We start from the raw sequence: 19652 nt of genomic DNA, 5'->3' as shown, positions 1-19652 counted from the left end.
GCCTGTCATGGACGCGGATTGGTGGCGATGAATTGCTTCACGGCGGCGTAGGCGGGCTTGGGCGTCTGGCCGTCGTCGAGGATTACGCCGTAAGGTCCTTCGCCGCCTGGCGGATCGTCGTAGAGCTGGTAGATCTGCAAGGATTCGATGTCGTAGCGCACCGCGATCGCTCTCAGGTCGCCGAGCATGTCGTTGGCGAGGAAGGCGGCCGCTTGCTGATCGGTGCCGAAGTCGGGCCGCACGCCCATTTCATTGATCCATACCGGCTTGCCGAACCGGGCAAGCGCGCCGATGACGTTGTAGCAACCCGTGCCGCCGCACGCGTGCTCGATGTTGCCCTGGTCGGAGTACCAGTGCCATGCCGTGATATCCCACGTCACGATGGGATGCCCGCCCGAACCGTCCGGCTGTGTGCCGTTCGCGAGCATCGTCACGAAGCCGTACTGCATCCACGCATTGCCGCCCATGACGATCTTTCCCGACGGGTCCATCGACTTGATGCCGGCGATCATGCCTCGGATGACGCCACGCGCAATCTGGAACTTTTGGTTGTCGAAGTCCGTGGGCCGCACGCCGTCCACCCATCCGGCGACCGTTGCCGAGCCGAGTTCGTTGGTGACTTCGTAGTAGGCGTAACGCTGCACACTCACGACGTCGCGCGCGAGCGCATAGGCCGATTGATACGCGGAGTCTTCATCGGCGAAATCGATTCCCATCAAGATCACCGGGTACACAGTGACCCCACCGGCGGCCAGCGCGTTGGCTACATTGGCGAGACGCATGGCGGTTGATTTGCTATACACCTCGTTGCGATACAGTTTGATGCCGAGATCCTGAAGCTGCGCTAATTGTCTGGCGGCGCCAGCGAGATAATAGACATCGCCATAACTGTTGTGACCGTTCATTCCGTAGAATAAATCGTTGGCGACGGGATTTATGGCGGCGGACGCGGCGTGATGACGATAGCGTGAATTATCGACGCTCGATGGCACGTTAGCGCTGTCCGAACCACCGCAAGCGGTTAATAACAGACTTGCTGAAAAGATTGCAGGCAAAACAGGTTTTGTGTTTCTGCAAAAACTAATTAAGCGATGAGCGATTTGCATAATCCAAAATAAGCCGATGACGTGTGCTCGCTTATGTCGCGGAAAATTAAATTCATTCGCGGACGCGAAGACAGGTGAATAGCGCGATGCTGATAACGCGAAGCGCAAGCGGGGCCGCGCCTTTTGCCGATGGGAATGGCGCGGTGCGTCGAGAAATATAGACGGTGGCAGACGGGATAATCAAGACTTAATCGCGTCACTTTCACGAACCGCGCTTATCTTTGCGAGATAATCGAAGATCGGAGGATGTAATCTTAATGGCGACAGCGATTCAGGCTTCAGAAGCAAGCGCGTTGCGAGATTTATTTGGTCGGAAAAATTAAAGCTGAATAGTCAGCGGGCAATGCGCGGCGCATTTGAAAATAGAAAATTCGCGACGCGCCGCCCACGACGTGTTGGAAAGAATAAAAAACGACGTACGCTTCAGACCTTTCTCGTTTCAATCGACTTCGCGCGTTCTCGAATTACGCACCCGATCCAATACCGCGCGGCACTTCGCCAATTTGCCGAAACATGCTCAACCAGTCTTCCAGATGCCACGTCTTCGACACACGGTCATCGCGTATCTCATGGAACGAGTGAATGGCAAATCGAACCGGCTTCGATGTCGCCGCGATGCCCATCAACGGACCGGACTGCGTACCGCTCACTTCCGCGCGCACGCCGACGCGATTGTCCTGCGTGAGCATGTCTAGAATCTCGATGCGCATGTCAGGCAGCGCAGCCGCCATCTCCGCGAAGATGGGAATCATCTGGTCGGGACCGGCTTTGAAGCCGGCCGGCTCAGGCAGATATTCCCAGTCCGACGTCACGGCTTGGCGCAGCAAGTTCACGTCCTTTTGCGCGAAGGCGGCGTAAAGACGCTCGACGGCCGCGCGGGCTTCTGACTGGGTGATGTGTTCTGCCTCCATGGTGCCTCCTGAGCGTTAGGGATGCGGCGTTGCAACCCACTTTAACCCAATGGTCCGGATCGGGTGATCTGTCGTGTTAAGCTCGCATTTCTTCGTTGGGGAGTAGCCGGCTTTCCCGCCCGGGAAAGCGTCCATGTCAACACGCTCGGTCTTTCGACCGTGGCATGGGCAGCCGTCACAGGTTGGCAAGACCATCGACAGAATGCGCTTCCGGTCGGGCGCGCCTTCTGTCCTTGTGCTTGCCCGACCAGACCAGAGCGCTACTCGATGAACCTCGCTTCCACCGTATTCCTTGCTTTCGCCATGTCCACCGACGCCTTCGCCGCCGCCGTGGGCAAAGGCGCGAGCCTGCATAAACCGCGCATCGGCGAGGCGCTCAAGGCGGGAGTCATCTTCGGCGTAATCGAGGCGCTCACACCGCTCGCCGGGTGGGCGCTCGGCCGCGCCGCCGCGCAATACGTCACCGCGTGGGACCACTGGATCGCTTTCGGCCTGCTTTTCGTGCTCGGCGCGCGCATGATCCGCGAAGGCTTAAGCGAATCGGCTCACGAAGAAGAAAAGCCCAACTCACATTCCTTCTGGGTGCTCGCCGTCACGGGCTTTGCCACCAGCATCGACGCGATGGCGGTCGGCGCGGGCCTCGCGTTCATCGATGTCGATATCTTCTCGACCGCCGCGACCATCGGCTTCGCAACCATGCTCATGGTGACCATCGGCGTGATGGTCGGACGGCTGGTCGGCGCGACTATCGGCAAGCGCGCGGAGATCTTGGGCGGGCTGATTCTCATCGGCGTGGGCAGCGTGATCCTTGCGGAGCATCTGGGTTACTTGAGTTGATGCGAAGTTCTGCATGTCGCGTTTGAAATCGCCGCCCATGCCACGAACTCACCACTTCGCCTTATCCGTTCCCGGCGGCACCGATGGCCTCGCGTAACCCGCCGGCGTGCGCTCGAAGCGCGCGCTCGGCGTGACCGCGCGCAGCATGCCGAAACCCGATTTGCTTTCCTCGGTGTATGCGGCGATGTCCGGCCGCGCCGTCTTCAACCCTCCGTCGATACGTCCAAGCCCGCGCAGCCAGTGTCCCGTCTGTGCGAGCGAAACCTCCACGTGCCAGCTACCGCCTTCCGTTTGTTGCTTCCATAGCGCGGCGGCCGCGCCGAATGCCATCAGAAAGCCGCTCGCCATGTCGAGCATCTGCATGGGCAGCGCTCGCGGTTTGCCATCGCCCTGCGCTTCGCCTTCGGCGGCGTTGAAGCCTATCGCGGTCTGCACGAGCGAATCGAAGCCACGCCGATCCGCCCACGGACCTTCCGTGCCATAAGCCGACAAGGACACGTACACGATGCCCGGCCGCCGCGCCACCAGCGCCTCGGGCCCGAAGCCAAGCTCGGCGATCCCGCCCGGCCGATAGCCTTGCGAGAAGACATGCGCCTCATCGATCAGCCGCCACAGCGTCGCGCGACCGTCCTCCGTGCGCAGGTCGAGATGCGCGGAGCGCTTGCCGCGACTCGTCTCGGCGATAGCGGGAATGTTCGGCAGATGCGGCGAATTCACGAGCATCACGTCCGCGCCGAACGAGGCGAGCGCTCGACCGCCCGTGGGACCGGCAAGGATGCGCGTGACGTCCAGCACGCGGATATCGGTCAGCGGGCGCGCGTCATTGTCGAGCGCGGGCAGCGCGAGAGGCGCAGCGTCGCCGATACGCGTGATCTTCAGCAACGGCTGCGCGGCGATGGCTTTGGCTTGCGGCGTCGCATCCCATTCTTCGAAGCTGCGCAGCATCGTCACGACGAGGCCGCGTTCGGCGCACGCGGTTTCGTAATCGTTCGCGCGCCATTCGAGCAGCGCGCGTTCGGCATCGGCGCGCGTGGCGCTGTGCGGGTCGAGACCCAGCACGCGCAACGCGCCATCCTGATGATGCTCGAAGTTTGCGTGTATGCGCACGTAGCCGTCGGCCGTGCGGTAGAGGCCCGAGAATTCACCCCAGGTCTCGGGTTCGGCACCATCGACCGTGAACCAGTCGGTGCATTCGACGGCCGCGTGCGTCATGTCGACGCTCACGCGCTGGCGGTCGACGCCGCGCGCATGAGCCAGCTCGGAGGCCGCGAGCGCTGCCGCCGCGATGGTCGATTGCGCCGCTTCGCCCACGGCGAACGATGACGGAAACACCGGGTCGTGTCCGGGTAGATCGACGAGGTGGAGGGCATCGTCGGGAAGGCCGGCGAGTTGCCAGAGATTCGTAAGCGTTGCGAAAGAAGTCATGGCGATGAGTGCGCGCGGGTCAGCGATGACGCATTGTCGCGCCGATTGGTTGAGCGCGCACGTTGCGCTTGTCTAAAGCGCGTGGATCAGCGGAAAAAGTGGTCCGCGAGGCGGCGCAGGCGGTCGCGACTTGACGCCGACGGCTCAACGCTTGGCATAGGCCCGCAGGATGCCCACCGCCAACCGCCCGCACACCCTCACTTCCCCGCCATCGCCAACACGCGCTCCAGCTCAGGCAAATCCACTGGCTTGACCAGATGCGCGTCGAACCCGGCCGCCCGCGTGCGCGCCATGTCTTCGTCGGAACCAAGACCCGTCATTGCGGCGACGATCACGCGCTTGCCTTCATCGCGCATCTGACGAATGACGTCGAAGCCCGTCATGCCCGGCATCGATAGATCGAGCAGCACGACTTGCGGACGCGTCGTCCCGAACGATGCCAGCGCTTCCGGGCCGTCATACGCCGCGCGCGCCGCGTGACCGAGCATATCGACGAGCAAGGTCATGCTGTCGGCCGAGTCGCGATTGTCGTCGACAACGAGCACGTCGAGCTGACGGCTCGCCACCGCATTCGGCGCGGAAGGCGGCATGATCCCCTGCGTGGGCGGTTGCGCGAGCGGCAGCCACAAACTGAACGCGCTGCCCTTGCCAGTGCCGCCGCTCTTCGCCTCGACGTGGCCGCCATGCAGTTCGGCGATCGCTCGAACCAGCGTGAGGCCGATGCCAAGCCCGCCTTCATCCGGATGCGCGCCCGGCGCATGCTCCTGCACGAAAAGATCGAATACGGAGGCGAGCGCATCGGCGGAAATACCGCGACCCTGATCCGTCACGCGCAGAAGCGCCGCGCCGCCGCGTGGACCGATTTCCAGCCGGATGGTCGACTCGGGCGGACTGAATTTCGCCGCGTTGTTGAGCAGGTTATTGAGCGCTTGAACGAGCCGCGTCGGGTCGCCATTGACGAAGAGGCGCTGGCCGCTGTCGTCCACGTCGAGCCGCTGCCTGCGCGCCTCGAAAAGCGGCTGACTCGCTTCGACGCTCAGGTGCACGACATCGGCGATATCCACGGTCTCGGTCGCGAGCCGGATCTTGCCGGAACTCACGCGGCCCGCTTCGAGCAGATCGTCCACCAGCTTGGTCAGATGCGCGAGCTGCCGGTCGACGATATGGCGGCTGCGAATGACATCGGCATCGTCGGAAGCCTTCAGTTTGAGAATGCTCACCGCGTTGCGGATGGGCGCGAGCGGATTGCGCAGTTCATGGCCGAGCAACGCGAGAAACTCGTTCATGCGGCGGCTCGACGCCTCGAGTTCTTCCAAACGCCTGCGCGCGGTCATGTCGCGCGTGATGGCGACGAAGCCTTTTTCGCGGCCATCGGCGGCGGGCAGCGCGCTCAGAATGACGTGCGCCCAGAACTCCGAGCCGTCCTTGCGCGTGCGCCAGTCCTCGTGTTCCGTGCGGCCGCGTTCCGCCGCGAGGCGCAAGTCGTCGCCAGGACGGTCGCGGCCCTGTTCGTCCGACAGATAGAAGAGCGCGAAATGCCGGCCGATCGCTTCTTGCGCGGTGAAGCCGTAAAGCGCGCGCGCGCCGTCGTTCCACGAACGGATGATGCCGTCGTGGTCGAGCATGCAGATGGCGTAATCGCTCACCGAATGGATGAGGAGCCGCAGGCGTTCGTCCGCTTCCGTCGCGCGGCGGCGATCCGTGATGTCGTGAATGAAGCACGCGAACTGCCGCTGCCCGTCGAACCACACTTCGCTGATGGTCAGCTCGGCGGCGAATTCGCTGCCGTCGCGGCGCAGCGCATGCAGTTCCACGCGCGTATTCATCATGCGCGCCTCGCCGGTGGCGAGATAGCGCGTGAGACCGGCGCGATGCGCATCGCGATAACGCTCCGGCACGATGAGCTGCGCGAGTTCGCGGTCGAGCGCCTCTTGCGCGCGCCAGCCGAAGAGGCTGGTCGCAGCCTCGTTCCAGTCCACGACCATGCCGGCTTCGTCCATGGCGACGAACGCAATATGCGCGTTGTCGAGCACGGTGCGGCGACGACGCATGGCATCGGCGAGCTTTTTTTCGTATTCGATACGTAACGACAATTCGACCGTCAGGTCTGCATTTACGCTTTGATTCTCTTGCAGGAGTTTGCGGTTCTCCTGCGCGATTTCCTCGCGTGCAAAGGTTTCCGCAATGCACGCGCAAAACGCGTTGAGAATGGAGATATCGCTTTGGCTGAAGTAATCGGCTTCGCTTGAAATGAGTTTCAGCACTGCGACCGACCGGCCTTCGTAAATGACCGGCGCGACCACCATGGAGACAGCGCCGACGGCTTCGCATGCAGCACGATCCACGCGATGATCATTCGCCGTATTGCGGCTGATGAGCGCTTGTTGCCGCGTGATGCACAAGCCCGAAAGACTGCCCGCGGTGGGCAGACGCGTGCCGACGCTTTTCGCGGCGACTCCGCTCGCCGCGCAATAGACGAGCTGATCGCCTTCGATCCACTCGACAACCGCGGACGCCACGCCGGCAACTTCCCTCAAGGTATCCGTGACTCTTTGCAGATAAGCGGGAAGCGGCAGCCGGGAATGGGCGAGACTTGCAAAAATAGCGAACCAGCGCTGAAAGTGCGCCTGACGGTTATGTTCCGCCTTTGATTTCATGTTCGGAGTCGAAGCCTCGAATTGCGAGTGCATAGCTCTTGTTCCAATCGACGGATCGCGAATTGTAATCGCGGAAATATCGAAAAGCGCAGCCGATATTTTATTTTGGTATTGAAACACAAAATCCTGCGCAAACGTTTGCGAGGAGAGGAAATTTTGACTTCGTTTGTAAGGCGAAGCTGAATCGATTAGGAGTCGATACGGCGAAACCCGCCTTTCGGATGCAAGTCATGCATGCCTTTTAAACGCCGGACCGATTGAAAAACAATATTCTTTGTAGCTTCAGCGGTAAAAACAGCGAACTTCGAATACCGATTTACTTGCCTTCGTCAGAAGCCGGTAAATTTTGGCTTCCGGCTTCCGGCTTCGGGCTCATGCAGTCCGCGCCGCCGGACGAATGCCGGATGGCCGCGCCGCCTTGAACCAGCGTTCTGCCGCCACCCAACGATTCTTGCCCGCGCGCTTGGCTTCGTAGAGCGCGTTGTCGGCGTCGCGCAACACACCGTCGAGTTCGCGGTCGTCGTCGCTGAACTTCGCAATGCCGATACTCACGCCGATCCCAAGCGCCATCCCGTCGTTCGCCATGAATGGCTTCGACAGTTCGCGCACGAGCGTATCGGCGAGTGCCGGCGGGTCGGCTTCGGGCGGCGTCACGATCACGAATTCGTCGCCGCCCAGGCGCGCGACCAGCGCGCCTTCGCCCGATACCAGGCGCAAGCGTTTCGCGACGAGCGCGAGGAGCGTGTCGCCAATTTCGTGGCCGTGATCGTCGTTGATCGCCTTGAAGCCGTCGAGATCGAGATAGAGCAGCGCGCTTTCATCGTTCTGATAACGCTTGCCTGGCACGCGCGAGCGCAACGCCCGGAACAGACCGGCGCGATTTAGCAGGCCGGTGAGCTCGTCGTAGCGCGCGCGGCGGTCGTTTTCCTGCTCGGCCTTCATCGTCGTGACGAGCATGCCGTTCAGGCGGTACGCGGCGGCGCTCATCGCGAAGAGATAAAACGGAATCTGCAGGCACGTTACCCAGAGCGTCGGCTCGCCCGACAGGAGTGCGCCCACGCAGCACGGCCCGAGCGACAGGAAGATCATCACGGCGACCAGACGCGGCGCGCCGAAGTTGCGAAAACAGATGCCGCCGACCATCGCGGCCGCTGACAAAAACGAGAGCGTGGCCGCGACCCAGTCGCCGGAGAGCACGCTGACAAGGGCGCCGTAGCCGACCGTCGCGCCCCACATGGGCGCGAGCAGCACGTAGAGATCGGTGAACGTGGCGCGCCGTTCGCGCGCGCGGCGGCGTGCAAGGACGAGCACGACGAGCCGTACGAAACACACGGCGATTTCGAGCGCGAGCCACACATGAAACGCGATGGTCGGATGACGGCGCGTCAGGACCCAGGCTACGAGAATCGTGTTGAGCACGCCGCCCGCGAAAATGGGCAGCGTGCCGAACAGACTGCCGACCAGGGCGACGCGAATCGCGCGGGGGATGTCCGGCCCCGCGTGCAGTAACCACTTGGCTGCCCGCAAGCGGGGCAGTGTGTACACCTCAGTCAGTTGGTCCATGTCGGTGCGATGCGCGGATCGGCAAAGGCCGGAGTGGCGAAAAGCCATCCATCACATCGGTTAACGGCGGGGGCGCGGGGAGCTTTAGGGCGCCGATGATGGCCGTTCGACGCAAAGCGTTCCGCCTCCACCGATCGAAGCCGTAAAGGTTTACCCCTGCAACTCCTTCATTGACACGCCCCGCTTGTCTCAACTACGCTGAATGTACATTGGATGCACTGAACGTTTTCAGCGCAAACCGAGGCCCTCACCAGGAGACATCGATGGAGACGCGTGCGCGCTGGACTCTCGTAAGTCTGTTGTTCGTAGGTGGAGCGATCAGTTATCTCGACCGGGCGGCGTTATCGATCACCGCGCCGCTCATTTCCCGCGAGCTCAACCTCGATCCCGCGCAACTCGGCATCGTGTTTTCCAGCTTTTTTGTGGGCTACGCGATCTTCTGTTTCGTCGGCGGCTATTCGGCGGATCGATGGGGACCGAAATCCGTGCTCGCCGTCTCCATGCTCGTCTGGTCGCTCTTTTGCGGATTGACGGCAACGGCGGTCGGCATCGTCAGTCTGTTGCTCGTGCGCATTGTCTTTGGCATGGGTGAAGGGCCGCTCTGCGCCAACATCAACAAGCTCGTGTCGAACTGGTTTCCGCGCAGGCAGCAGGCGAGCATGATCGGTATCGCGAATTCCGGACAGTCGGTGGGCGCGGCGATCGCGGGGCCCGTGGTCGGCTTTCTCGCGCTGGCGACGAGCTGGCGCACGTCGTTCGTGATCATCGGCGCGGTCGGCACGCTCTGGGTGCTCGCGTGGTTGCTGCTGGCGAAGGACAAGCCGTCGACGCCCATCGAGGAATCCGCCGAAGCCCTCGCGCAAGACGACGCGGCCCTCGCCGCCGATGGCTCCCCCGCGCCGTTGTCCACTTACCTGCTGCGCCCAGCGATCCTTTCGACCGCGTTCGCCTTCTTCGGCTACGCCTACATCCTGTACTTCTTCCTGTCGTGGTTCCCGAGCTATCTGACGATGGCGCATCACCTCAGCATTCAGAAGATGGCCGTGGTGAGCGTGATTCCGTGGGCGGTCGGCGCGACGGGCCTCGTGGTCGGCGGCCTGGTCTGCGACTGGATCTACAAGAAGACCGGCCGCGCCATCTTCGCGCGCAAGATCGTGCTGATCACGAGCCTGGGCGCGGGCGCGGTGTGCATCGGCGTGACAGGCACGGTGACGGACCTGACGAGCGCGGTCACGTTGATGGCCATCGCCGTCTTCTTCATGTACGCGTCGTACAACACCTACTTCGCGATCGTGCTCGATACCGTGGAAAAGCGGCGCGTCGGCGCGGTCGGCGGTTTCGTGCACTTCATCGCGAATCTGGCGGGGATCGTCGCGCCGGCCTTGACGGGTTTTCTCGTGCAATGGTCCGGCAACTTCAAGAGCGCGTTCTTGCTGACCGGCGCGATCGCCGCGCTCGGCGCGATCTTCGTCGCGGTGTTCGTAAGACCGCCCAAGCATCAATTGCAGCTTCAACCCGAACTCGCGTAACGGCGAAAAAATCATGCGACATTACGCGACCATCGAGGAACTGCGCATCGCCGCCAGGAAGCGCGTGCCGCGCATGTTCTACGACTATGTCGATGCCGGTTCGTGGACCGAATCGACGTATCGCGCGAACAGTGACGACTTCGCGCAACTGCAGTTCCGGCAGCGTGTCGCCGTGGATTTCAGCGAGCGCAATCTCACGACGACGATGGCTGGTATCCCCGTTTCGATGCCGGTCGCCATTGCACCGACCGGCATCGCCGGCATGCAGCGCGCGGATGGCGAGATTCTCGCGGCGCGCGCGGCCGCGCGCTTCGGTGTGCCGTTCACGTTATCGACGGTCAGCATCTGCTCGATCGAGGACGTCGCCGCGCATACGCAGAAGCCTTTTTGGTTTCAGCTCTACATGATGAAGGACCGCGGTTTCATTGCGGACCTGATTTATCGCGCGAAAATTGCCGGGTGTTCCGCGCTCGTCCTCACGCTCGACTTGCAGATTCAAGGCCAGCGCCACAAGGACAAACGGAACGGTCTGTCCGCGCCGCCAAAGCTCACGCTGCGCAACCTCGCGCATCTGTCGCGCTATCCGCGCTGGTGTGCGGGCATGCTGGGCACGCCGCGCCGCACCTTCGGCAATATCGTCGGACATGCGCCGGGCGTGACGGGCATCGCGTCGATGGCCGACTGGGCCGCGCGGCAGTTCGACCCGACGCTCACGTGGCAGGACATCGACTGGGTGCGCAAGCAGTGGGGCGGCAAGATCATCCTGAAGGGCATCCTCGACGAGGAAGACGCGCGCATTGCCCGCGATATCGGCGCGGACGCGCTCATCGTTTCGAATCATGGCGGGCGTCAACTGGACGGCGCGCCTTCGAGCATTTCCATGCTGCCGCGTATCGCAGAAGCCGTGCATGGCGATATCGAACTGCACATGGACGGTGGCATCCGCTCGGGACAAGACGTGTTGAAAGCGCTCGCTTGCGGCGCGCGCGGCGTGTACATAGGCCGCGCATTTCTGTATGGACTCGGCGCGGAAGGTGAAGCGGGCGTGACACGTGCGCTCGAAATCATCCGCGATGAACTCGATATGACGATGGCCCTCGCAGGCGTCACTGATGCACGCGCGATAGACGGCCGCGTATTGCGCTCAGGCGGCTTTACCTGCGGGCGCGGCGCGCTGGAAACACCGGTGCGCATGCAGGTTGCTTGAATCACGGAAAAAAGGAGACTCGCATCATGCTGAAGGCATTGACCCCGCAACAGGTTGAACATTTCCAGCAACACGGCTACGTCGCGCCCATTCGCGTGATGTCCGAAGAGACCGCGCTCGAACTGCGCAAGCGCCTGGAGGACTTCGAGCACGAGAAAAGTTCGTTCGCGAAGAAGGCGCTCAACGTAAAGAGCCATCTGCTGTTTCCGTGGCTCAACGATCTCGTGCGCAACGACAAGGTAGTCGATGCAATCGACGATCTCTACGGCGAGAATCTGCTTGTCTGGGCAAGCAGCTTCTTCATCAAGAACGCGCGCGACCCGGCTTACGTGTCGTGGCATCAGGACTCGACGTATTGGGGGTTGTCCAAGCCCGATGTCGTGACCGCGTGGGTCGCGCTTTCGGAGAGCAACCGTTCGAACGGTGCGATGCAGGTCGTGCCGGGCACGCATCTGCTCGATCAGATGCCGCATCGCGATACCTTCAACGAGCACAATCTGCTCACACGCGGGCAGGAAGTCGCGGTGGAAGTGGATGAAGCGCAGGCGGTATCGATCGAACTCGCGCCGGGCGAGATGTCGCTTCATCATGTGCGGATCGTGCATGGCTCGCCGCCCAACCATTCGGACAAGCGGCGCATCGGCTATGCCATCCGCTATATCCCGACTTACGTGCGCCAGCTCGAAGGCGAGGACAGCGCCACGCTCGTGCGCGGCATCGATACGTACAACACCTTCGAGCACGAGCCGCGTCCGACCGAGGAACTGGACCCGGCGTTCGTCGCGCTGCATCAGCAGATCGGCGAGCGCAACCTGAACATTCTCTACAAGGGCGCGGGACAAACCGCAACCGGACGACGCTAGACGCATGATGAACACGAAATTCGAAGCAGCGGTCTTGGAGCGTAAAGGCGAGCCCTTGCAGATCAGGCGCGTCACGCTCGGCAATCTGGCCGACACGGATGTGATCGTGCGCGTGAAGGCGACGAGCCTGTGCCATACCGATCTCGAAGCGGTGCGCGGCGACTTACGCACGCCGCTTCCGTTCGTGCCGGGACACGAAGCGGCGGGTATCGTCGAATGGGCGGGCAACGCAGTGCGCGGCGTGAAGGTGGGCGACCATGTCGTCACGTCGTGGAATCCTCATTGCGGCGCGTGCTTTTACTGTGCGCGCAAGCTTTCGATTCTCTGCCAGCCGTATCGCGATCACGCGGCGCAGTCGTTCCATTTCGATGGCGCGCCTCGCCTCTTTCTCGACGATGGCGCGCCCGTGCATCAGTTGATGTATTCGGGCAGCTTCGCGGAGTTGTGCGTGGTGTCGGAAGAGTGTGCGGTGAAGGTGCCCCACGAGATGCCGTTCGACCGCGCGTGTCTCATCGGCTGTGGCGTGATGACGGGCGTGGGCGCGGCGCTGAATGTCGCGAAGGTCGAGCCGGGCAGTACCGTGACGGTAATCGGCTGCGGCGCGGTCGGCTTGTCGGCGGTGCAGGGCGCGCGGCTCGCGGGCGCGGCGCGCATCATCGCGGTGGATCGCGCGTCGGACAAGCTCAATCTTGCGCGCGCGGTCGGCGCCACTCTCGCGCTTTCAGCCGACGACAACCTCGCTGCCGCGCATGCCGATCTGACCCAGGGACGCGGCGCGGATTACGTATTCGAGGCTGCGGGTAATCGCGCATCGCTGCGGACAAGCGTGGAGCTTGCAAGGCCCGGCGCGCAGGTCGTGTGGCTCGGCAAGCTGCCGGCGGAAGAAGAGGCCTCGTTTCGTTGGGCGAGCCTCATGGGCGAGAAACAGATCGTACGTTCGAGCTACGGCGGCGCGAACCCGGCCAGCGACTTTCCGATGCTCGCCAAAGCGTATCTCGACGGCTCGCTGAAACTCGACGAGTACGTGACGTCGCATATCGCGCTTGCCGATATCAACGACGGCTTGCAAAGGCTCGCCACCGGCGCGGAGCTGCGCGCGGTCATCGAATTCTAAGCGAACGTCATGCGTCATCCCGACATGCAACCCGGCTGGATCGACGCGCCGCATCGCAGCGCGACGCTCGGGCGCTTCGCGCTGGAATCGGGCGAACATATAGACGATCTGCTCGTGTCCTACGTCGTGCACGGCGATATCGGCGACCGCGCACGGCCCGTGGTATTAGGCTTGTGCGCGATCGGCAGCACGCATCATCGGCTGGACTTTCTGATCGGCGAGGCGCGTGCCTTCGACCCGCAAAGCGTGAACATCATCGTCGTGGATGCGCTCGGCAATGGCTTGTCGAGTTCGCCTTCTAATGCGTTGAGCCAGGGCGGCGAGCGCTTTCCGCGTTTTACCATCCGCGACATGGTGAAGAGCCAGAAGGCACTGCTCGATCATCTCGGCATCGATGAAGTGGCCGCCGTGGTCGGCGCGTCGATGGGCGGCATGCAGGCGTTGCAGTGGGGCGTGACGTTTCCGCGCTTCATGCGCAAGCTCGTCGCGCTAACGCCGATGGCGAAGACCACGCCCTGGTCGCAGGCGATCAATCATGCGGGACGCAGCGCGCTTTCTAAGTCGAACGGAGACTGGGGCGCGTGGCTCGCGGTGATGCAGATCATCGCCATGCGTACGCCCGAACGCTTCGCCGATGACGCCGCGAAAGCGGGCGGCACATATGCCTGGCTCGATGCGCGCGCCGCATGGTGGGCGACGCAGCGCGCCGATCCGCTCGACTGGATTGCGCAGTCGCATGCCTACGATACCCACGATGTCGGCACCACCCCCGGCTTCGATGGCGACACCGCAAAGGCGCTGGCCGCGATCGCGGCATCCACGCTCGTCTGCGTGCCCGCGCTCGATCTCTACAATCCCGTTGAAGCGGGCGTCTGGGCCGCGGAGCACATTCCGCAAGCGACCTTGCTGCGGCTGCCCTGCACGAGCGGGCACATGATGGCCTCGGAAGCGGACCCGCAGGCGGCGGCGCAGCTGAACGACGCCATCGCCGAATTCATGCGGTGACGGCGCATACGTGCTGGGGTATGGTTGAGCATCGATCGAATCTGCACGAAGAACACATGAGCCAGTTGAACACCTACGCGACGAATGCCGCCGATACCCCGCCGCTCGATGCAGGCGGCTCCATCCAGCACCGCACTTACCGGCTGTTGCGCGAGATGATCGAGGACGGACGTATCGCGCCTGGAGAAAAGCTGCTCGAAGCGCAGGTCGCGAAGTCTTTTTGCATCAGCCGCTCGCCTGCGCGTATTGCGCTTGCGGCGTTGTGCGCTGACAAGATCATCGTCGAGAGCGAAGGGCGCGGGTATCGCGTGGCGGGAACGGCATCGGCGGAACGCGCGGGCAAGGCGGCCGTGCTCGACAAGGTCGAACTCACTAACGAGCCGCAATGGCAGCGCATGTATGCCGATCTGGAGCGCGAACTTTGTACGCGCGTGCTGTTCGGCTCGGTGCGTATTACCGAGGAAGCGCTGGCGCAGTACTTCGACGTGAGCCGCACTGTGGCGCGCGGCGTCATGGCGCGCATGCATAGCGTGGGCGCGCTGTCGCAGGACCGCAATGGACACTGGATTGCCGAACAGGTGACCGAGGCGCGTATTGGGCATCTCTTCGAAATGCGCCGTTTGCTCGAACCGACCGCGCTGGTGCATGCCGCGCCGCTTGTTTCGCGCGAATTTCTCGAAGGCGTGCGCGAGCGGCTCATCGGCGCGATCGAGGCCACGCATCGCGGCGGCGCCGAAATGGACATGGCGGAAACAGACCTGCATATCGACCTGCTCGCGCATTGCCCGAACAAGGAGATCGTGTTTGCGCTGCAGCGTACGCATGTGCTGTTCGTGCCGACGCGCTATTTGAGCGACCCATATCTGCAGATTCCCGATCAGCTCATCAGCGATGCCTTCACGGAGCATCTGCGCATCATCGACGACATTCTCGCCGGCAAGCCCGAACGCGCGGCGCAGACCTTACAGGAGCACATCGGCGAAGCGGATACACGGTGGATGCTGCGCTTCGAGATCATCCGGCGCTTGAGGCAGCCCGATCTTCCGCCGTATCTTTCGTCGCTCGGCAGCGTCTGATTCCTGTTCACGCGCGGCCGGCTTCTTCGATCGCCTGCATCAAAAGACGCACGCCGGGAGACAGAGGCGCGTCGCGCCGCGTGACCAGTTCGTAAGGCTCGCTACGCGACGACAATGCAAGCGGCAAGGTGCAGACGATGCCATGCGCCGTGCAAAAGCGCGCGACATCCACGGACACCAGCGCCACTAGCGACGGGTTTTTCTGTAGCAGAGAAAGCGTCGCGAACGCAGATGTGGTTTCGAGCAGATGCGCGGGAAAACGCAGGCCTGCATCGTGAAACTCGCGTTCGAGCAAGAGGCGCATGGGCATGTTCGCGCGATACACGACCCACCGGTGCTTCGCCAGATCCTTCAAGGCCACGCGCTTTCTCTTCGCCAAGGGATGCTCCGTATTGGCGATGACCGCGAGCGTCTCGTCCTGCACGATCGCGCTGTCGTAGAGATACGGCGTCTGACTCACGCTCGTGCGGCACACGGCGAGATCGAGCCGGCCGGCATCGATCAGACTCAGCAACGTCGCGCTCGTATCTTCCACGATTTCCACCGACATCTCCGGCTGACGCGTGGCGACTTCGGTGATCGCATCGGTCACGAGCGGCACCGCGCCCATGATGACGCCGACCGCCACGCGCCCGCCGTAACCACGCATGATGCCAACGATCTCTTCACGCAAATGCGCCAGGTCCGTATGAATGAGCCGCGCATAGCGGATCACGCAATGGCCGATCGCGTTGGGTTCGAGCCCGCGATTGGTCCGGACGAATAGCGGCGCGCCGAAGGTGGTTTCGATTTCATGGAGCGCCTTGCTCGCGCCCGGTTGCGTGAGCGCGAGTTGCCTTGCCGCGCCGAGCAGCGAGCCGCGTTCTTCGAGCGCGATGAGAAGCCGCAACTGTTTGACATGCAGGCGGGAGATGATCGAGTCGATGCTGGGCGTCATGGCCGCAAGGGTTGAGTAAAAGTTATAGCGGTATCAATTGTCGTCAGTATCGCCGCGAAGTTCTCCGACGTATACTCGATCACCACCGCGGCGCGCTTCGCTCCATATAACCTTTCCTCAGTCACCATGTCCCTCATCAACTACATCACGCAGATTCAGTTCGACTTCGGCGCGTTGCGCCTGCTTGCGGGAGAGTGCGAACGCTTCGGCATCAAACGCCCGCTGATCGTGACCGATGCAGGCATTCGCGCAGCCGGTCTGCTCGATAAAGTCGTCGATGCGCTGGGCGCGAAAACGCCCGCGCCGGTGTTCGACGCGACGCCGCCGAATCCGAACGAAGCGGCCGTGCGCGCGGCGGTGGCGATGTATCGCGAGAACGACTGCGACGGCGTGATCGCGGCAGGCGGCGGTTCGTCCATCGATCTGGCGAAGGGCGTGGCCGTCTGCGCAACCCACGAAGGTCCGCTGCAAAGTTTCGCGGTGATCGAAGGCGGCCTTGCGCGCATCACGGCGGCGACCGCGCCGGTCATCGCCATTCCGACGACGGCGGGCACCGGCAGCGAAGTGGGTCGCGGCGCGATCCTGATTCTCGACGATGGCCGCAAGGTCGGCGTGATCTCGCCTTATGTCGTGCCGAAGGTCGCCATCTGCGACCCCGAGCTCACGCTCGGCCTGCCGCCGCTGATGACCGCCGCCACCGGCATGGACGCCGTGGCGCACTGTCTCGAAACCTTCATGGCGCCGGTGTTCAACGCACCCGCCGACGGTATCGCGCTCGACGGCTTGTGGCGCGCGTGGCGGCATATCGAACGCGCGACGCGCAATCCCGCCGACCGCGTGGCGCGCTGGAACATGATGAGCGCGTCGATGCAGGGCGCGCTTGCGTTCCAGAAGGGTCTCGGCTGTGTGCACAGCCTGTCGCACTCGCTCGGCGGCATCAACCCGAAGCTGCATCACGGCACGCTAAACGCCATTTTCTTGCCGGCGGTCATCGCGTTCAACAGCAGCGCGCCGACCATGCAGGAAGAGGGCAAGCTTTCGCGCATCGCGCAGGCAATGGGCCTCGCATCCGGCGATGAAGTCGGCGAGGCCATCCGCGCGATGACCGCGACGCTCGGACTGCCGCGCGGTTTGTCCGATCTCGGCGTGACGCGCGAATTGTTCCCGCGCATCATCGCGGGCGCGCTGAAGGACCACAGTCATAAGACGAATCCGCGCGAGGCATCGACGGAAGACTACACGGCGATTCTCGAGGCATCCCTGTAATCGGGCCGAAAGCCAGGACGAGCGACGGCGGCCGATTTGCGGCATTGCAACACGACCCTTACGGGAAAACCCTAGGTTCTGTTACAATGATTGGCAAATTTTGGGGAACTTGCCATGGGCCGCCGCTTCGTTGTCGTAGAAAAGATCGCTTTTACCTTGCTCACGATGTCCGCCGTGCTGGACGCGAGCTATATCACATGGGAAAGCCACCCTAATTTCCGTGAGAACGTTACGGAAATCGTCAAGATGAGTTCAGACCTCTCGTTGGCGAACCCCGGTGGCGACGCCACGCCGCTCGTTCCCATGGCGTTCAATTAAGCTTCAACGTCACCGCGCTCGCCTTCTTCGAGCGCGGCAGTCGCATACCCGCTATACGGCCCGCCGTCGCACGGCGCGCGCACCTTGTCTTATGCTGGCGGCTCCTCAAGCCGTTTCCGCCGCCACGCATGTCCGCCGCCATCCAAACCAACGCCAGTTTCGGCGATCAAATCACGAGCTTTGCCCGCAGCACCGGGCAGATCGTCCTGCAGCGCAATGCCGCGACGGGCGTCTGCATCTTCGTCGCGCTGCTGTGCGCGAATCCCCGGCTCGCGTGCGGTCTGCTTATCGGCGCGTTGACGGGCAACGTCATTACCGTCATCACGCAAGACGCGGATTCACCCGCCATGCGCGACGATCTCTACGGTTTCAACGGCGCATTGGCCGCGCTCGCGGCGTTCACGTTTATCGGCGATGCATCGCAGGCGGCGGCTGTGGCCATTGTCGCGGCGATGGTCGCGACGCTCATCGCCCCCACGCTCGCCGGCAAACTCATGCGCTTTGGCTTGCCGATCTTCTCCAGCCCGGCGATCATCGTGACCTGGTGCTGGCTGCCGTTTCTGGCCGGGCGCGGCGATACGGGCGCGATTCCGCCCGTCGCGACGGGCTTCGTTTCCATGCTGCAGGCGGCTTTCGCGGGCCTCGCGCCGATTGTCTTCGCGACCGGCGCGCTGGCCGGTGCGCTCATCGCAATCGGGCTGTTTGCCGCCGGGCCGTCGCGTGCGGCGTGGGCGCTCGCGGGCAGCGGACTCGGCGCGTTTCTGCACGCACTCGGCGGCGCAAGCGATGCCGTCGCGCTCTCCGGTGCATGCGGTTTCAATGCGGCGCTCGCGGCGCTGGCCGCCGCGCCGCTCGGCGGCCGCTATGCGCTACTGGCGATCGTCGCATCGGTGTTGTTCGAGCGCGTGATCGATTGCCTGGGCGTCGCCGCGTTGACCGCGCCTTTCGTGCTGGCGTCGTGGACGGTGCTTTGCATGGCGCGCCGTCTCGAGGCGCATACGGACAAGTCGCATCGCATGCAGGCAGCGCCCGCTCTCGTCGATAAAGGAGACTCACATGTCGTTCACCCACACGCCTGAGCGCCGCATCGCGGAAAGCGGACCGCGTTCGGCGGCCGAAGCGGCGACGCGCGCCGATCTGGCGGCGGCGTATCGGCTCGTTACGCTCAACGGCTGGGACGATGTCGTCTATACGCACATCTCGGCAAGCGTTCCCGGCGAGCCCGGCCGCTTTCTGATCAACCCGTTCGGGCTTTCCTTTGACGAAGTCACGGCGTCGAATCTCGTCAAGATCGATATCGATGGCAACGTGATCGGCGCGAGCGCGCATCCCGTGAACGCGACCGGCTTCGCGCTGCATGGCGCGGTGCACGCCGCCCGTGCCGATGCCGTTTGCGTGATGCATCTTCACGTGCGCGAAGCGATCGCCGTGTCCGCGCAACCGCACGGTTTGCTGCCCGGCTCGCAACATGCCATGCGCTTTCACGGGCACCTGGCGTACCACGATTACGAAGGCCTCGCGTTTTCGCCGGCGGAAGGCGAGCGGCTGGTTGCGAGTCTCGGCGCGCATCGCGCCATGCTCTTGCGCAATCACGGGCCGCTTACGCTTGGGCGCACCATCGCCGAGGCTTACGTGCTGATGGATATGCTCGTGAAGGCGTGCGATATTCAGCTACGCGCGCTGGCGGGCGTGGGCAAGATGATCGTGCCGAATCCGGATGTCGTCGCGCGCACGGCCGCACAATTGCACGATGACGATGCGATCGAAGGCGCGCTCGAATGGCCTGCGCTGCTGCGCAAGCTCGAGCGCATCGACCCGTCGTATCGGGAATGAAGGTT

At 63.1% G+C, this 19652-nt stretch carries 17 protein-coding genes and 1 riboswitch; of the genes, 11 read left to right on the top strand and 6 right to left on the bottom strand.

Features of this window, described 5'->3' with window-relative positions:
* Positions 1-5: 5 nt before the first annotated feature.
* Positions 6-905 (bottom strand): lipopolysaccharide biosynthesis protein, encoded by a 900-nt coding sequence (locus LDZ28_RS23335; RefSeq protein ID WP_244830973.1) that lies wholly within the window; start codon positions 903-905, stop codon positions 6-8.
* 665 nt (positions 906-1570) lie between these two features.
* Positions 1571-2017: an ester cyclase gene (locus LDZ28_RS23330; RefSeq protein WP_244830972.1), complete on the bottom strand. Its 447-nt coding sequence runs from the start codon at positions 2015-2017 to the stop codon at positions 1571-1573.
* Between the two features lie 85 nt (positions 2018-2102).
* A riboswitch (yybP-ykoY riboswitch) is annotated at positions 2103-2269 on the top strand.
* 15 nt (positions 2270-2284) lie between these two features.
* Here LDZ28_RS23330 and mntP point away from each other — a divergent pair.
* On the top strand, positions 2285-2854 hold the full coding sequence (mntP, locus tag LDZ28_RS23325) for a manganese efflux pump MntP (protein WP_244830971.1): 570 nt from the start codon (positions 2285-2287) through the stop codon (positions 2852-2854).
* A gap of 48 nt (positions 2855-2902) precedes the next feature.
* Here the strand turns inward: mntP and LDZ28_RS23320 are convergent, their stop codons facing one another.
* The 3 genes from LDZ28_RS23320 to LDZ28_RS23310 all read right to left on the bottom strand — a co-directional run bounded on the left by LDZ28_RS23320 (position 2903) and on the right by LDZ28_RS23310 (position 8499).
* A complete protein-coding gene (locus LDZ28_RS23320) occupies positions 2903-4279 on the bottom strand; it encodes a CoA transferase (protein WP_244830970.1) in 1377 nt (458 codons plus the stop codon).
* 197 nt (positions 4280-4476) lie between these two features.
* Positions 4477-6936, bottom strand: a complete 2460-nt coding sequence (locus LDZ28_RS23315) for a PAS domain S-box protein (protein WP_244830969.1) — start codon at positions 6934-6936, stop codon at positions 4477-4479.
* A 372-nt stretch (positions 6937-7308) separates the two neighbouring features.
* Positions 7309-8499, bottom strand: a complete 1191-nt coding sequence (locus LDZ28_RS23310) for a GGDEF domain-containing protein (protein ID WP_244830968.1) — start codon at positions 8497-8499, stop codon at positions 7309-7311.
* A 263-nt stretch (positions 8500-8762) separates the two neighbouring features.
* Here LDZ28_RS23310 and LDZ28_RS23305 point away from each other — a divergent pair, with 263 nt between their 5' ends.
* Genes LDZ28_RS23305 through LDZ28_RS23280 form a run of 6 tightly spaced genes read left to right on the top strand, consistent with a single transcriptional unit; the run spans position 8763 to position 15293 of the window.
* Positions 8763-10028: an MFS transporter gene (locus LDZ28_RS23305; protein WP_244830967.1), complete on the top strand. Its 1266-nt coding sequence runs from the start codon at positions 8763-8765 to the stop codon at positions 10026-10028.
* Between the two features lie 13 nt (positions 10029-10041).
* A complete protein-coding gene (locus tag LDZ28_RS23300) occupies positions 10042-11235 on the top strand; it encodes an alpha-hydroxy acid oxidase (RefSeq protein WP_244830966.1) in 1194 nt (397 codons plus the stop codon).
* A gap of 26 nt (positions 11236-11261) precedes the next feature.
* A complete protein-coding gene (locus LDZ28_RS23295) occupies positions 11262-12098 on the top strand; it encodes a phytanoyl-CoA dioxygenase family protein (RefSeq protein WP_244830965.1) in 837 nt (278 codons plus the stop codon).
* A gap of 4 nt (positions 12099-12102) precedes the next feature.
* Positions 12103-13212, top strand: a complete 1110-nt coding sequence (locus LDZ28_RS23290; RefSeq protein ID WP_244830964.1) for a Zn-dependent alcohol dehydrogenase — start codon at positions 12103-12105, stop codon at positions 13210-13212.
* 9 nt (positions 13213-13221) lie between these two features.
* Complete coding sequence (locus LDZ28_RS23285) at positions 13222-14217, top strand: alpha/beta fold hydrolase (RefSeq protein ID WP_244830963.1); 996 nt, start codon at positions 13222-13224, stop codon at positions 14215-14217.
* A gap of 56 nt (positions 14218-14273) precedes the next feature.
* Positions 14274-15293 carry a GntR family transcriptional regulator gene (locus tag LDZ28_RS23280; RefSeq protein WP_244830962.1) on the top strand — a complete coding sequence of 340 codons (1020 nt, stop codon included), beginning with the start codon at positions 14274-14276 and terminating at the stop codon, positions 15291-15293.
* A gap of 7 nt (positions 15294-15300) precedes the next feature.
* Here LDZ28_RS23280 and LDZ28_RS23275 read toward each other — a convergent pair whose 3' ends face one another.
* A complete protein-coding gene (locus LDZ28_RS23275; RefSeq protein ID WP_244830961.1) occupies positions 15301-16230 on the bottom strand; it encodes a LysR family transcriptional regulator in 930 nt (309 codons plus the stop codon).
* A 126-nt stretch (positions 16231-16356) separates the two neighbouring features.
* Between LDZ28_RS23275 and LDZ28_RS23270 the strand changes: the two genes are divergently transcribed.
* From LDZ28_RS23270 to LDZ28_RS23255, 4 genes are all read left to right on the top strand, one after another.
* Positions 16357-17496 (top strand): iron-containing alcohol dehydrogenase, encoded by a 1140-nt coding sequence (locus tag LDZ28_RS23270; protein WP_244830960.1) that lies wholly within the window; start codon positions 16357-16359, stop codon positions 17494-17496.
* Between the two features lie 114 nt (positions 17497-17610).
* Complete coding sequence (locus LDZ28_RS23265; RefSeq protein WP_244830959.1) at positions 17611-17814, top strand: hypothetical protein; 204 nt, start codon at positions 17611-17613, stop codon at positions 17812-17814.
* 128 nt (positions 17815-17942) lie between these two features.
* Complete coding sequence (locus tag LDZ28_RS23260) at positions 17943-18893, top strand: urea transporter (RefSeq protein ID WP_244830958.1); 951 nt, start codon at positions 17943-17945, stop codon at positions 18891-18893.
* Positions 18871-19647 (top strand): class II aldolase/adducin family protein, encoded by a 777-nt coding sequence (locus LDZ28_RS23255; RefSeq protein ID WP_244830957.1) that lies wholly within the window; start codon positions 18871-18873, stop codon positions 19645-19647. The genes LDZ28_RS23260 and LDZ28_RS23255 overlap by 23 nt, the downstream gene beginning before the upstream one ends.
* Positions 19648-19652: the final 5 nt, after the last annotated feature.

Source organism: Caballeronia sp. TF1N1 (assembly GCF_022878925.1).
Lineage (GTDB): Bacteria > Pseudomonadota > Gammaproteobacteria > Burkholderiales > Burkholderiaceae > Caballeronia.
This window is presented reverse-complemented; position numbering and strand designations above follow the sequence as displayed.